A 13865-nucleotide genomic window follows, 5' to 3' on the forward strand; every position below is an offset into this window, starting at 1 on the left:
TTTGCCTCCGTCAATAAGCGATTTTCAGCGTCACGCCCAGGTTGCGGCCGGGCCGGGAATAGCGGTCGCGGATGTCGGCATTGGCGAACGGACCCAGATTCCGGTGCGGATTGCTTTCCTGGGTGTCCACGTCTTCCCAATCGATATAGCGGCTGTCGAACACGTTGAACACGCCCAGATTCAGGCTGATGTGGCGGTTAACGTTGTAATAGGCGTTGAAATCGACGATGCCGTAGCCGCTGGTCAGATAAATCGCTTCTTCCGGCGCGGTGTTGCGCTGTTTCGGGCCGACCAGGGTCAGAATCAGTTCCGAGCCCCAGTCGCCGCTCGGCTGGTCGTAACGCAGGCCAAGCACGCCCTTCATCGGGCTGATTTTGCGCAAGGCGACATCGTCGGTGCGGCCGCTGCGCAGGTTGAGGCCGGCGGTATACGAGCCGCTCCACATCAGGCTGGCGCCGGCCAGTTGCGGCCATGCCCAATCCAGGAAAAACCGGCCTTTGATTTCGATGCCTTGCATCCGGATCGGATCCGGGCTGTTGACGGTCTGGAAGGTCAGGTATTCGCAATCGCCGCTGGCCAGTGGATCGCAGACGGTGGCGTCGTACATAAAGCGCTCGTAGTCGTTGCGGAATAGCGTCAAGTCGAACTGGCCGGCGTCGCCTTGCCCGCGCAAGCCGACTTCGGCGCCGACGCTGGTTTCCGGTTGCAACGCCAGATTCGGCACGCTGGCGTAACGGAACGCGGCGTTGGTGAAACCCAGATTGCTGTCGCTGAAATTCGGACCGCGGAAACCGTGCGCATATTGGCCGTGCAGCGTCAGTCGGTCGGTCAGATGCAGTAGCGCGCCGAACTTGGGTAAAAAGGCATTGGCGTCCTTCACGGCCGGGACGATGTCGGCCGCCGCTTTTTCGAACAGGTAGTCGCTTTGCGGCAGCAGCCGGTAATATTCCCAACGCCCGCCCGGCACCAGTTCGATGCGGCGGTCGAACAGGGCGATGTTGTCCTGCAGGTAAGCCCCGGCTTTGGTCACGGTACTGAGCGGAAAATCGCGTACCGGAAATTCGTCGGGCAAAATCTCTTTGGTGACGGTGCCCAGTCCTTGCCTGCATTCCGGCGTCGGCCCGCCTATCGGTGCGGTCAGTTTGCCGGTCAGGCAAGTCAGGGTGCCGTCGCGTAGTTGGGCGACGCTGTTTTTGCTGATTTGGCCGCCGTATTGCAGATCGTGTTCGCTGCCGGCAAAGCCGAAATGTTTGTCCAGCCGCAGTTGGCCGCCGAAGTCCCGGTTGTCGAAGTCGAAAATCCGTTCGACCAGCACCCGGCCGTTGGCGTTGGAACGGCGGTCCTGGTTGGTAATTTGCCGGGTGGCCGACTGTTGCGTGTAAAACTGCCAGTAGGCTTGATCGAACAGCGGCGCATCCAGCCCTTTCAAGGTATGGTCCAGCGACAGGCGCCAGCGCAATTGGCTGTCGCCGGTCAACATGCTGTTGACGAAACGGCCGCTGATGTCCAAATCCCGGGCGTAAAGCGCATCGAAATCGGAGGCTTTGTGCATCCACTCGCCGGTAACCCGCAACAAGTTGGCGTCGCTGAAGCGGTACAGCAATTTGGCCAGCAGGTTGTAGCCTTGGTTATCCTGCGGACTGGGCATGGTGCGGGCGCCGTTCAGCGTATTCAGGCCGCCCCGGTTGTCGGTCTCGTTGCTGTGGCTGTGGCTGAACACGGCCAGGCCTTCCCAGCCGCCTAGCACGCCGGCGGCGGTTGCGGTTTGGGTGAAATTGTTGTCGGTCGTGTTGTAATGCAGTTTCAGGCCGGTGTAATAGTCGTGGCCGAACACCTGCAAGTAGTCTTGCGGGTCCTTGGTGACGAAATTGACGGTACCGCCCAACGCGTCGCCGCCGTAAGCGGCCGGGCCGGCGCCGCGGACGATGTCGACCTGTTGCAAGGCGTCCATATCCACCGCGTTGCGGGTCGAGTTGGCGAACGAGCCGATACTGAAGCTGTCCGGCAAACGCACGCCGTCGATCTGCATTAACACCCGGTTGCCGCCCAGGCCGCGTATGGTGAAGCCGGTCGAGCCGAAGCGCTGCGGGTCGCTGCCGACGTTGACGCCGGGTTCGTAACGAATCAAATCCTTGATGTCGCGCACCATGCGTTGTTCGATGGTTTTTTCGTCTATCGTCGATTGGGTGCCCGGCGGCGCGATGGCCGGTTTGTCGGCTTGAGCTTTGACCGTGACGGTTTCGAGTTCCAGGTCCTCGGGCATTTCAACCACCTCGGGTTCGGCAGCCAAGGCCGTGCCGGCCAGCCAGCACAGCAGCGCGCAAAACAGGGCGCGCCGGCAAGCGCCGGGTTGTCCGGAGCAGGCCGCATCGGGGCAGCGCTGCGGAGCAATTGATAAATAAAACGGTTTGGTTGCCATGGCATACAGTAGTTACTGCTGGCTGCCTGGCACGACGGCTAGGGGGCTGGCGGGTTAATTCAATCAGTTGTGTATCCATTCTGCGCGAAGCACATCATTCCCTTTCTTGTGAAGGGTGCCGTAAAAGCCAAAACAGAACCCTTTCCCTTTGGGAGAGGGAGCAGGCTATCGGTGTTCGGTAGCTTGTGCGTTTCGCTGAATAGTTACTAAGTCGTTTGTATTTGCTTCCGCGTCGCGGAAATCTCGTTTTTCCAATTCCGGTGTTTGGCGATGCCAAAAAGTTAGGATTTGGCGCTATTAATGCCCCTCTTTACAAAAGAGGGGGCAGGGGGAGATTCTCTAATTCCCCTCACTCCCGTTTGTACCCAACCGGTCCGTTGTCGCCAACACAGGCGGTGCGCCTCGACGGCCAACATCCCGGTCCGCAAACCACCGCCGGCATACCCAACAAGGCCCAGGACGCGGCATCCCAGGCGCCGTCGCCAACCAATGCCGCCGCCAGACCGACCGCGCTGATCAAACCCAGCGCCAGTGGCAGGCGCCAGATTTGCCAAAATGTGCGGCGGCTGGCGGTCCGCATCAGGCCGCCGCTTCGGCAACCGCCGGAAGCCGCCAGCGCCGCCGGGCCAGCCATAAATACACGCCGCTGATCAGCACCGCGATGGCGATCAAATCCAGTACCAGCCACAGGCATTTCAGCGGCAGGCCGCCGTAATTGCCGAAGTGCAGCGGTTTGGACAGCAGAAAGGCTTTGACGTAAGCCGGCAGTTCGCGTTTTGCCAATACTTCGCTGGTCGCGGCGTCGATAACCACCGGCGTCAGCAATTGGCTGGTCAGCGGCGTGTTGCCCTGCAGGAAGGCGACGAACTGGCGCGGGCCGGCAAACTCGTTGCAGGGGAAGGCCATAAAGCTCAGGGCCATGTCCGGCGCGGCGCGCAAGGCCGCCGCCAGTGCCGCGCCGGCCCGGCCTTGGCCGCCGACCGGCGCTTGGCCCTGGTAAGGCGCCAGCACCGCCGCCAGTTCGGTGTCCTGCCAACGCTGAAAAATCGGTTTGGCCACGGTGTTGACGACGCCGGTCAAGCCGACCACGGCCAGCCAGACCAAGGTGGCGATACCGAGCAGGTTGTGCAGATCCAGCCAGACCAGACGCCGCGAACCGGCGCGGCGCACGCTACCGAATGGCAATTTAGCCAGGTGGTAGTGGTACAGCACGGCGCCGGAGACCAGCGACGCCAATAGCAGCAAGCCCATCGCCCCGAGCAGCAGGCTGCCGGGCAAGCCGGCGAACAAGTCGTAGTGCAAGCGAAACATCAGGTTGATCAAGCCGCTGTCCAGCGGCACATCGTGCAAAAACTCGCCGCCGCGGGCGTCGTACAGATAAAACGCACTCACGTCGCTGCTGGCCGCGGTTTTACCAAGCCGTACCGACCACAAGGCCGGCTCCTCGGCGTCGCCGACCAGAAATTGCACGGTGTCGCCGGGCCGGCGAGCCAGGGCATCGGCGACGATGGCGTCGACGTCGGCTTGGCGCTTGTCGTCAGGCCGTTGGGGCGCCGCGATATTTCGGCCTAGCGCCAGATCAATTTCCTCGGCAAAAATCAACGGCAAGCCGGTCAGGCACAACAGCAGCATGAACAGCGTACAGACCAGGCTGGTCCATTGGTGGACCCCATACCAAACTTTGAACGTCGATCTGGAGGACATGTTTACCAACCCTTAGAAACTGTACTTGACCGAACCGGTGATCACCCGGCGCATGCCGTAAGTGGCGAAGCCGTCGGCTGGAGTGCCGTAATCGAAGGCCGACGTCACATGTTCCTTGTCCAGCGCGTTTTGCAGGTTGAAGGCCAGTTGTAGTTGCTTCCAGGTGTAATGCAGACTGGCGTCGAACAACACGTAACTCGGCACCTCGCTGGTGTTGCGGCCGTAATAGTTGTTGCCGTACGAGGTGCCGATGTATCGGGCGCCGCCGCCGATGCCCCAGCCCTTGGCCGGGCCGTTGGCTAAGGTGTAATCGGCCCATAGCGTGGCCTTGTGGTCCGGCACGTACTCCAGGTGCTCACCGACTTCGCTGGCAAATGAGCTCTTCGTGACGGTGGCATCCAAGTAACTGTAACTGGCCGTCACATTCAGGCCGTTATCCAGACTGGCCAAGCCCTCCAATTCGATACCGCGCGAATGGGCGCTGCCTTTCTGCACGTTCTGGAAACTGGTTGGGTCGGTGGTCAGGTAGTTGTCGCGGGTCAGGTCGAAATAGGCCAAGCTGACGAAACTTTGCTGGTTCCTGGGTTGGTATTTGACGCCGAATTCGTATTGTTCGCCGGTTTCCGGCTGGAATGTTTGCCGGGTTAGGGCGTCTCGACCGAGCGCCGGCAGGAAGGAGGTGGCGTAGCTGAAATACGGCGCCAAGCCATTGTCGGCCAGATAAACCAAGCCGGCGCGGCCGGTCGCCTTTTCATCCTGCTGGCCGCTGGCCGATCCGCCCAAACGATCCGTGGTGGCGCTGTCGGCCAGATCGTAACGGCCGCCCAAGGTCAGCCGCCATTTTTCGGTCAGTTTAATTTGATCCTGCAAATACAAGCCAATCTGGTCCTGCACCGAGACATCGTTTTGGTAAGGCGACGCGACCGGCACCGCCGCGCCGTAAACCGGCGCGTACAGATCAAGATCCGGTGCGCTACCGAACGGCAACACATAAGTCGCGTCGGTATGTTGAAAATCCAGGCCGGCCAGCAAGGTGTGGGCAATTGGTCCGGTCGCCAATTTCAATTCGGCTTGGTTGTCCAGGCTAAATCCCTGTACGCGGCCGTCTACTTCGTAGTAGTAGCGGCTGGTGGTGCGTTGGTCGGCCAATAGCGCCGCGGTGTAAACGCTACGCACGTCCAGTTTATTGTCGTAATAGCGGGTGTTTTGCCGAACCGCCAGTTTGTCGTTAAAGCGGTGTTCGAATAGGTAACCGACCGAAAACTGTTCGCGATCGTATCGATCGACGCCCGGTTCGCCGGTGAAGCGGTTGCTGGGCAGTGGCCCGTTCGGATTGCCGAACAAGGTCCCTGCCGCCGGATAGCGTTGCGATGGCTGGGTTTGGTCTTGCTGGTAATGGCTTAAAAAGGTCAGCGTGGTCCGTTCATCCGGCTTCCAGGTCAGCGATGGCGCCAGATAAATCCGGTTATCGTCGATAAAGTCGACTTGAGTTCCGCTGTCGCGGCCCAAGGCCACCAGCCGGGTCGCCAAGGTTCCGGCCTGGTCCAGCGAACCGTGCAGGTCCAGCTCGCCTTGCAAGCGGTCGTAGTTGCCGGCCTCGAATTTGATGTCGCCGCCGAAGGCGCCGAAGATCGGCTTCTTGGAAACGAAGTTTACCAGGCCGCCGGCGCCGGCTTGGCCGTAAAGCACCGAAGCGGGGCCGCGCGGTATCTCGATGCGCTCGGCGCCGAACGGCTCCAGATTATAACTGACGGCGAATCCGGGATTGACCAGCTTCAAGCCGTCCTGAAACAGGCCGGTTTCGGTCACGTCGAAGCCGCGCATTTTTAAATAGGTGGTGCGCGGTTCGAAACCGAACGATTCGCTTTGCACGCCCGGCGTGTAGCGCAGGGCTTCAGCGATAGTGCCGACGTTTTGCGCTTCCAGTTGGTCGTCGGTGACCACCGAAATCGACTGCGGCGTTTCCAGCAGCGGCGTGTCGGTCTTGCTGGCGGCGCTGGAGGTGGCCGCCACGAAGCCGACGTCGCGGCGTGTGCTTTGGTCTTTGACTTCGACGACGGGTAGGGTGACGTCCTTGTCGGCCGACGAATCCTTGTCGGTATCCTTTGCCGTGGCCGGTGCTGGGCAGATCAGCGCGGCGGCCAGCGGCAGCGCCGCCATCAGTGCTCGGGAGTCCGCCGGCTCGTGCCGGCGGCGTGAATTGGGTTGGGGCATGCGTGCTCCGTCGGGTTAGCAATGTCGTTAAAGTCATGGCTACCTGGCGGAGGCTGGGTGGCGGGTCTGTTTAGTTGTTGTTACCGGTTTTGGGATGTCCGGCGACGAGGGGATTTACTTTGCTACCATTACAAGGCGGTGTCCTTACCTGGCCCCCCAGCCAGACATCCCAAAACCGATTGGGTTTTTGCTTCAATGCCGTCGTCATTTGCCAGGCCGGCAAATTCCGGCCTTGCCAACCGGCAAAGGCCGGAAATCAGCGAACTATTTTGTATCCGGCTCCGATACGAAGCCGATCTTGCTGACGCCGGCGTTCGCGGCGTCGGCCAGGGTTTCGGCGATAAAGTGGTAAGCCACGTTGCGGTCGGCGCGAATGTGCACTTCCGGGCCGTCGGCTTGTTGGCCCAAGGGCTGCAAACGTTGTTGCAACTGTTCACGGCTGACGGCGTCTTGGTTCCAGAACAAATGGCCGTCGCCGTCTATCGCCAGATTGACCGGTTCCACCGCCGGCGCCGGTTGCACTTGGCTACTGGCCTTGGGCAGATCGATTTTGACGCTGTGGGTCATCATCGGTGCGGTAATCATGAAGATCACCAACAGCACCAGCATCACGTCGATCAGCGGGATCATATTGATTTCGGCCATGGCATGGCCGCCGGCTTTGTTTTGGTCGAAATTTCCGAAGGCCATTATTCCGCTCCCACGCTGACCAGCGTCAGTTTTTGCGCCGGATTGGCCGGTGCGGCACTCGGTTCGATGGCAGAGCCGGTGGTCAGGAACGCGAACAAGTCGTGGGCGAAGGCGTCGAGTTGGGCCAGCAGCACCCGGTTGGAACGGACGCAATCGTTGTAAGCCAGTACCGCCGGGATCGCCACGGCGAGACCTAAGCCGGTCATGATCAGCGCTTCGCCGACCGGGCCGGCGATTTGTTCCAGCGAACCCTGGCCGCTTTGGCCGATGCCGATCAAGGCGTGGTAGACGCCCCAGACAGTGCCGAACAGGCCGATGAACGGGGCGGTGCTGGCGACCGAAGCCAACACGGTCAGGCCCCATTCCAATTTAGCGGTTTCTTCGTCGATGACCCGGCGGATCGCCCGGGTCAGGAACTCGCCGGCCGAACCCGCTTCCTGCAGACGTTGCGTGCCGTGTTTGGCATGGTGGCGGCTGGCATTGATGGCGTGGTAGGTCAGATGCGAAAACGGTTCTTCGTCGCGGTGCTGGTGCAGCGATTGCGCCACTTCGTCCAACGAGGCGGCATTCCAGAACTCGCTGAGGAATTGGCTGCTGCGCCGCCGCGCCAACCGGCCTTGCCAAGCTTTGACGGCGATGAAATACCAACTGGTGACCGACATCAGCAACAGCAGTCCGAACAGAATTTGGCCGACGGCGTCGCTTTGCGACAGAAAATGGCTGAGGTTTTGATTGAATGACATGGCTTTATCCTTCGAGGCTGAATGAAATCGGTACCACCACCCAGGCGGCGACGGCTTGTTCGGCGCGTTTGGCCGGCACGAAACGCCATTTTTTGACGGTTTCCTGCGCGGCGGCGTCCAAGCGTTCGTAACCGCTGGATTTACGCAACGCGACTTGTTCGACGTTACCTTCGACGTTAACCAGCACCCGCAAATACACTTTGCCTTGTTCGCCCAGTTGGCGCGAAATCGACGGGTAGGCCGGCGGCGGGTTGTTCAGGTAGTCGGCGTTCAGGTTGGGTAGCGTCAAGGGTGCCTGATTGCCGTCTGCTTCGCTGCTTTTGGCGGGTGCCGGTGCGGCTTCGGCGCTCGCGGCGGCGGCTGGTGCCGGAGGCGCGGGGGCAGGCGCCGGTTCGGCCGGAACGCTGATCGGCGATGTGGTTTCGCTACGCGTAGCCAGTACCGGTTTGGGTTTGGCGACCTGCGGCAACGGTTTGGTTTTGGGTTTGGCCGTTTCCGGTTTGGGCTGGGCAGCGGCGGGCGGCGGAACCGGCGTAGGGGTTTTGGCTGCCGGCGCGGCGATCCAATTGACCATGATGGCCTGCGGCGGCGTGATTTTGGCTTCGGGCTGGCTGTCCGGAATCAGGCAGAGTCCGGCAATATGTAACGCAACGACCAAGCCCAGACCGAGCCAATGGCCGGATGGCGACGGTTGCGGCTGCGAACCGGCACGGCGGAATGCGGGTTGCCGTTGCGGACTGGTTGCTACGGCGATGGCTTGTAGAAAACACAGATTGACGGTCATAGTGCCTCGGCTGTTGCGTGGATGGTTTAACGCTTGGCTGGCTACCGACGGGTTGGCTGGCTATGCGGAACTACGGTTTATTTGGTCAAAATCAATTTGCCGTTGCTGGTGATGCGTAAGCGATATTCTTCGCCTTGGTGTTCGATAATCACTTCGCTCTGCGCGGCGAACAGCTCGCGGGTACTGATGCGCGGGCGGTTGGCGACGTTTACGGTGTTTCGAACCTCTTTGTTTTTTTCGTTAAAGTCATTCATAACGGGACTCAGTGGTAAGCGGCGGTCGGCCGCTGTTGCTGCCTGTGGGCGATCAATTGTTGGGTTACTCCTTGCCAATGCATCAGTAGTTGTTGGTAAAGCTCGCGGCTGTCCGGCCGCGTGTCCAATTGCGGGTGGGTTAACAAATGGCCTAGTTGGCTGACGATTTGCTGCGACAATTTCGGGCAGTGCCGGCCGTTGATGAACTGGGTCATCAACAGGCAGGTCGTCGCATGCAACCGGGTCAATTCCACTTGCGATCCCACCGCGGTTTCGGCTTCGTCCATAGAGACCTCGTTGTCAGGGTGCTAACCCGGCGGCCGCTTTACTTCCAATAAAGTCGCCGGATTAACGGGCTTAAAAAACCGCATTCTCCAAGCGAGACGGAAGATGCGGAGATGCCGGCGCGAGAGAAGCAACGGCATTTGATACAAATGATAATGATTCGCAATTATAAGTCAAGCAAAAATATGTGCCGCTCCTTCGGCTTGAGCCGGCTTCGGCCGAAAACCGTTCGCGTGTTACGGTATCGAGCGGTGGGTGCGGTGAAATTGGCGGAGCTTTCCAGGCGGGGTGGGGTGCGGGCGGGTGGAAACCGGAGTTTGAAGCAAGTCCGGCTCGGATCGGAGCTCGGCCATTGTCCGGGCGCCGCTCGATTCGGCCTGTAGCCGCCGTTCGGCGGCTGCGGTGCTGGGGCTGATGCCGCGGGCACCGGGCAAACCGAGGCCGCAGATTTGGCTTTAATCCGGCTTGCCGGCCGCGGCCGGATCTAACAAGTCTCCGAGCTTGTTAGCTAGATTGGCGTGTTTATAAGCGGGCAAGGCACATTGCCAACCGCGCAAACGCCGCGGCAACTGCTCGGCTTCCTGATGCCGTGCCGTCGACGCAGTGTGCAGCCTTGCGTCGGCTCGTGTTGAAGGCCGAACCAGCCTCTGGCCCGTCAGCTTTGCGTCTCCGCCTGGCGGCCGAAGGTGCTTTTTTGGCGTGGCTGCTGGTGTTGCCGATGATAAAGGTATCGAAATTAGCGCTGACCACGTCGTTTTGCGGCCATTCGGTTGTTGCATATTCCAGCTCTAAACCTACCACCAGTTCCGAATCAAACCCTGTCATCGATTCCGAAACGCTTGCGCCAGAAGTGAATGACAGTTTTTGGAGGTGGCGAATTGTCGAAACCGACCCTTTGCCGCCTGTCAACCAAAGTGATCTAATGACGGGGATTTGACCGTTACCAGTCATAGGCACCTGGGGCCGATAATATACAGAAAGGAAACTTAGATGCAGATCAATAAATTACCGTGCCGGAGACTATTTTCTGGTAGATATACGTTTAACAGCTTAATAACTTGTTAGCGTTCACATGATAAGAATTGCATGCCTTATTTTCCTGTTTCTGGGGTATAACTCAGTTTTCGCTGGTGGGGATTACGTATTTGGAAGAGTTTTGAGTTTCTCCGGCGATGCAGGAAAGTACAATTTCACTTTCAGCCAAACTAACATCAACCGTATGCCATTGATCAAAGCGTGCTATGAATTTAAAGTAATAGTCAATTTTGAAAATGTTCCTTGGTATTCATGGTTACCCTTTATACGATCATCGCACCCCACAAAAGAACAAACAGTTATTGCTGCATCGCTTCTTCTTGACGCTTTTGAAAAAAGCCAAGAAATTGGTTTTGGCTATATGGGGGGCGGGTTAATACCAACTTTGGAAAAGTGTACTTTTGTAAGTAAGGGCCTCACAAGCGAGTTTGATAACGTGATTCTTTCGTTCAACGAGCCAGTATGAAAATCAACGCTAACCAGCGGGTCAACTTGACCGCCAAAAGCTACGCTTCTATCGTCGCTGCGCTTTCGCCGTCAAGTTACCCTTATCGTTAGCAGGCTGGTGAAAAACTCCCAAAGCTGCAGTCATCAAGGCGCATAGCCTCAGCAAACAAGTAAAATAGCGCATCTAAATTGGAGAAGCCCCCCATGCGCGGACACGATGCCATTCAAAGTAGCTGGTTCAGCTACGTTAGCCTGGAAGAACGTATTCCCAAACAGCATCCGTTGCGTCGTTTACGTCTACTCGTCGATGGCGTATTGGCCTCTATGAATGCCGTCTTTGCCGAGCGTTACTCGCACACTGGCCGCCCGTCGATTGCGCCCGAAAAACTGCTGCGCGCCTTGCTGTTGCAAGTGCTGTACACCGTTCGTAGCGAACGCCAGTTGATGGAACAGCTGGACTACAACCTGCTGTTTCGCTGGTTTGTCGGTCTGGGCATCGACGATGCTGTCTGGGAACGCAGCGTGTTCAGCGCCAACCGCGAACGGCTGCTGTCCGAAGCGCTGAGTCGCGAATTTTTTGAGCGGGTACTGGCCATAGCCGAATGGCAAAATCTGGTGTCCGACGAACACTTCAGCGTCGACGGCAGCCTCATTGAAGCCTGGGCCTCGCACAAAAGCTTCGTTAAGAAAGACGGCAGCGGCCCGGACAAACCCGCTGGCCGCAATCCCGAGGTCGACTTCAGCGGCGAAAAGCGCAGCAACGCCACCCACCAAAGCACGACAGACCCGGAAGCGCGGCTCTACAAGAAAGGCGAATACACCGAGGCCAAACTGCGTTACATCACCCATGCCCTATCCGAGAATCGTAACGGCCTGATTGTCGATGTCGAAACCACCCAAGCCACCGGCACCGCTGAAATCGAAGCCGCGCAAACAATGATCAAACGCCGTGTGCCCAAAGGCGGTAGCGTCGGTGCCGACAAAGGCTATGACCAACCGGCTTTCGTCAACGGACTCAAGGCGCAAGACATCAAAGCCCATGTGGCCCGGAAAAAGACCGGCAGTGCCGTCGATGGCCGCACCGCGCGCGGCAAAGGTTACGCCCAAAGCCTCAAGCGCCGCAAAATCGTCGAAGAAGCCTTTGGCTGGGTCAAAACGGTCGGCGGCCTGCGCAAAACCCGTCACATCGGCTTAGCCAAAGTCGCTGGCCAAGCCTTGTTTTGCTTCGCCGCCTACAACCTGACGCGCTTGCTCAACCTATTGGTGTTCACGCCGAAACCGGCGTGGAGTGCGCCCACCTAGGGTGAAGTACGCCTGAAAACCGTCCACAGACGGCTTCAGGCGAATAAAAAGCCCTTGAAACAGGGGCAAAACGGTTGAAACTCGATGTCATGACCGATTTCAACACGAAAAAATCACGGAAACCGTGGGTAAGGGGAAATATCGGTGGGTTTTTCACCAGCCTGTTAGGCTAACTAGAGGGGAATAATTAAATGTCAGTAGATCCAAATTTAGTTGGTAGTCATCTTGAAAGAATATTAAAGGCTAGGCCTCAGAGAACTACTAACTATGGTGCCATTGCACAAGCATTTTCACTTCCTGATTTTGATGGAGCATGGTCTTCACATCCATTGAGCGAAATATTTGAAGTTCTCGATCAGCAGGACGCAAATGCAAGGCGTCCGTTTAGAACATCTGTTGTAACAGGAAAAGTAAGTAATGCTCCCGGCCCAGGATTCTATGAAGCAATGCAGCGTTTAAAAGGTATTCCTGATCCTGTTACACAAAGCGCTAGGGAGCAGCTTTGGATTTCAGAGTTAAACGAGGCTTATGCTTATCCTTGGCCTTAATTCTCCTAACCAGCGGGTCAACTTGATCGGCAAAAGCTTCACTCCTATCGTCGCTACGCTTTCGCCGTCAAGTTACCTTTATCGTTGGGCGTCAAAGGGAGTACGCATTGATTAGTCTCGAAAGTCTACGTTGGTCTGAGTTACAGCATGCCTATGGGCAAGCCTCCGACATTCCTGATTTGCTGAAGCAACTCGCGGATGTTCCAGATTCATCAGATGACAAAGAGCCTTGGTTTACCTTGTGGAGTTCTCTCGCTCATCAAGGCGATGTTTACTCAGCCTCATTCGCTGCGGTTCCGCATGTAGTTGCGGCGCTAGCTTCTTCCCCCATGAAAGCTGACTTTACCTACTTTCAGTTTCCCGCATGGGTAGAGATATGCCGCAAAAAAAGTGGCGTACCTGTTCCAGAAGATATTGCGCCTTCGTACTTCGAGGCGCTGTCGCAGCTGCCTGCTTTAGTTGCGGCGGCATCTGGCCGTGAGTGGGATGCCACCTTTTTGTCTTGCGCTCTTTCGGCTATCGCTGCATCAAAAGGCCAAGTCGTAGTTGCTGAGGCCGTTCAGGAATTATCGCCGGAAGTCGCCGAGGAGTTCATGCAATGGTTCTTCGAGCGATAAGCCGCCCAACCCATCAGTCGAGTGGGACGCTACGCCTATCGGCGTCGCGTCCCTCACTTTTACGTTATGCGCTGATATGCATAAGTTCAGCTTAATCCAAAATGCAAACGACTCGCTGGAGCATGCGCTCCAGCATACGGGACCCGTAAACACCAATAATGCTGGTGATTGGAAGCGAATAATTGTTGATCTCGCTGCTGTAGTAGAGTTGCTTTTCAAAGAAACGCTTCGCAAAGCCCGGTAGGTACGCAACGCGTACCTTCTGGCTTTCGCCACCATGACGGCCTTTTAATGGTACGCGATGCGTACCCTACGTCTGGATTATTAGACAAATCAGATAATTGACTGGACACAGATGGTTTGCCGCCATTGGTTGGCGTGCATTCTATGACTGTAAATGGCCGATACAAGCCATCAAATTCTCGCTGGGTTTGTATCGGAACCGTTGGCGGCTTTGTGATTGAGGGATTCAAACTGAGTCGCGTCATGGATGAAGCGCTACGCGAAGCCTGTTTGAAAATCGAGTCGCGGACCGACAACCGCGATAGTTTTCTCTGCTTGTCGTCGGCAACTGCTCCATGCGTTGCTCTACCTCCTGCATCGTTGCAGTCGAAAGACAAGTATCCAAAAGAAAAGACACCCCGTTGCCGATTATTCTCTGCGTGCCGAAGGCTATGAACGGGTTTTCCGCAGGGGCTTCCCAGCCGCTACGGAAAACGCGCGGCATCCCTGCCGCGCCCCTGACGGGCAAAATCGCTCGGTACATTCGTGTACCTCGCCCTTAAGAGGTGTGTATGCAAATCGGCTGTCCGGCCGATTTGGC

Annotated in this window: 14 protein-coding genes; 4 read left to right on the forward strand and 10 right to left on the reverse strand. The window is 57.7% G+C overall.

From position 1 onward, the window contains the following. Nucleotides 1-10 precede the first annotated feature (10 nt). The 10 genes from VXJ35_RS03325 to VXJ35_RS03370 form a co-directional block, all read right to left on the reverse strand. Entirely contained in the window at nt 11-2419 is a 2409-nt protein-coding gene (locus VXJ35_RS03325; protein ID WP_082880780.1) for a TonB-dependent hemoglobin/transferrin/lactoferrin family receptor, read from the reverse strand. 349 nt (nt 2420-2768) lie between these two features. After that, entirely contained in the window at nt 2769-2999 is a 231-nt protein-coding gene (locus VXJ35_RS03330) for a hypothetical protein (RefSeq protein ID WP_064023350.1), read from the reverse strand. Continuing rightward, a complete protein-coding gene (locus VXJ35_RS03335) occupies nt 2999-4123 on the reverse strand; it encodes a PepSY domain-containing protein (RefSeq protein ID WP_064020483.1) in 1125 nt (374 codons plus the stop codon). The genes VXJ35_RS03330 and VXJ35_RS03335 overlap by 1 nt, the downstream gene beginning before the upstream one ends. Nucleotides 4124-4135: 12 nt before the next feature. Further along, complete coding sequence (locus tag VXJ35_RS03340) at nt 4136-6337, reverse strand: TonB-dependent siderophore receptor (protein ID WP_064020484.1); 2202 nt, start codon at nt 6335-6337, stop codon at nt 4136-4138. A gap of 264 nt (nt 6338-6601) precedes the next feature. After that, a complete protein-coding gene (locus VXJ35_RS03345; RefSeq protein ID WP_054763634.1) occupies nt 6602-7027 on the reverse strand; it encodes a biopolymer transporter ExbD in 426 nt (141 codons plus the stop codon). Beyond that, nucleotides 7027-7770, reverse strand: coding sequence for a MotA/TolQ/ExbB proton channel family protein (locus VXJ35_RS03350; protein WP_054763635.1), 744 nt, complete (start codon nt 7768-7770; stop codon nt 7027-7029). Before VXJ35_RS03350 ends, VXJ35_RS03345 begins: the two co-directional genes overlap by 1 nt. A 4-nt stretch (nt 7771-7774) precedes the next feature. Beyond that, nucleotides 7775-8554, reverse strand: coding sequence for an energy transducer TonB (locus VXJ35_RS03355; protein WP_082880782.1), 780 nt, complete (start codon nt 8552-8554; stop codon nt 7775-7777). Between the two features lie 77 nt (nt 8555-8631). Next, nucleotides 8632-8808, reverse strand: coding sequence for a hemin uptake protein HemP (hemP, locus tag VXJ35_RS03360; protein ID WP_054763631.1), 177 nt, complete (start codon nt 8806-8808; stop codon nt 8632-8634). A gap of 8 nt (nt 8809-8816) precedes the next feature. Next, a complete protein-coding gene (locus VXJ35_RS03365; protein WP_064020485.1) occupies nt 8817-9095 on the reverse strand; it encodes a hypothetical protein in 279 nt (92 codons plus the stop codon). A gap of 520 nt (nt 9096-9615) precedes the next feature. Then, nucleotides 9616-10044 (reverse strand): hypothetical protein, encoded by a 429-nt coding sequence (locus VXJ35_RS03370; RefSeq protein ID WP_157198051.1) that lies wholly within the window; start codon nt 10042-10044, stop codon nt 9616-9618. A gap of 121 nt (nt 10045-10165) precedes the next feature. Here VXJ35_RS03370 and VXJ35_RS03375 point away from each other — a divergent pair, with 121 nt between their 5' ends. The 4 genes from VXJ35_RS03375 to VXJ35_RS03390 all read left to right on the forward strand — a co-directional run bounded on the left by VXJ35_RS03375 (nt 10166) and on the right by VXJ35_RS03390 (nt 13042). Next, a complete protein-coding gene (locus VXJ35_RS03375) occupies nt 10166-10594 on the forward strand; it encodes a hypothetical protein (protein WP_064020486.1) in 429 nt (142 codons plus the stop codon). Nucleotides 10595-10779: 185 nt separating this feature from the next. After that, nucleotides 10780-11877: an IS5 family transposase gene (locus VXJ35_RS03380; RefSeq protein WP_064020487.1), complete on the forward strand. Its 1098-nt coding sequence runs from the start codon at nt 10780-10782 to the stop codon at nt 11875-11877. 191 nt (nt 11878-12068) lie between these two features. Further along, nucleotides 12069-12425, forward strand: a complete 357-nt coding sequence (locus tag VXJ35_RS03385) for a hypothetical protein (RefSeq protein WP_157198052.1) — start codon at nt 12069-12071, stop codon at nt 12423-12425. Between the two features lie 107 nt (nt 12426-12532). Beyond that, a complete protein-coding gene (locus VXJ35_RS03390) occupies nt 12533-13042 on the forward strand; it encodes a hypothetical protein (protein WP_064020488.1) in 510 nt (169 codons plus the stop codon). Nucleotides 13043-13865: the final 823 nt, after the last annotated feature.

This window comes from Methylomonas sp. DH-1, from assembly GCF_046097555.1.
Lineage (GTDB): Bacteria > Pseudomonadota > Gammaproteobacteria > Methylococcales > Methylomonadaceae > Methylomonas > Methylomonas koyamae.

Coding starts and splice junctions, on each gene's coding strand:
- VXJ35_RS03380 (WP_064020487.1), top strand. CDS start 10,780: ATGCGCGGACACGATGCCATTCAAAGTAGCTGGTTCAGCTACGTTAGC.
- VXJ35_RS03375 (WP_064020486.1), top strand. CDS start 10,166: ATGATAAGAATTGCATGCCTTATTTTCCTGTTTCTGGGGTATAACTCA.
- VXJ35_RS03340 (WP_064020484.1), bottom strand. CDS start 6,337: ATGCCCCAACCCAATTCACGCCGCCGGCACGAGCCGGCGGACTCCCGA.
- VXJ35_RS03355 (WP_082880782.1), bottom strand. CDS start 8,554: ATGACCGTCAATCTGTGTTTTCTACAAGCCATCGCCGTAGCAACCAGT.
- VXJ35_RS03385 (WP_157198052.1), top strand. CDS start 12,069: ATGTCAGTAGATCCAAATTTAGTTGGTAGTCATCTTGAAAGAATATTA.
- VXJ35_RS03365 (WP_064020485.1), bottom strand. CDS start 9,095: ATGGACGAAGCCGAAACCGCGGTGGGATCGCAAGTGGAATTGACCCGG.
- VXJ35_RS03335 (WP_064020483.1), bottom strand. CDS start 4,123: ATGTCCTCCAGATCGACGTTCAAAGTTTGGTATGGGGTCCACCAATGG.
- VXJ35_RS03325 (WP_082880780.1), bottom strand. CDS start 2,419: ATGGCAACCAAACCGTTTTATTTATCAATTGCTCCGCAGCGCTGCCCC.
- hemP (WP_054763631.1), bottom strand. CDS start 8,808: ATGAATGACTTTAACGAAAAAAACAAAGAGGTTCGAAACACCGTAAAC.
- VXJ35_RS03370 (WP_157198051.1), bottom strand. CDS start 10,044: ATGACTGGTAACGGTCAAATCCCCGTCATTAGATCACTTTGGTTGACA.
- VXJ35_RS03330 (WP_064023350.1), bottom strand. CDS start 2,999: ATGCGGACCGCCAGCCGCCGCACATTTTGGCAAATCTGGCGCCTGCCA.
- VXJ35_RS03345 (WP_054763634.1), bottom strand. CDS start 7,027: ATGGCCTTCGGAAATTTCGACCAAAACAAAGCCGGCGGCCATGCCATG.
- VXJ35_RS03350 (WP_054763635.1), bottom strand. CDS start 7,770: ATGTCATTCAATCAAAACCTCAGCCATTTTCTGTCGCAAAGCGACGCC.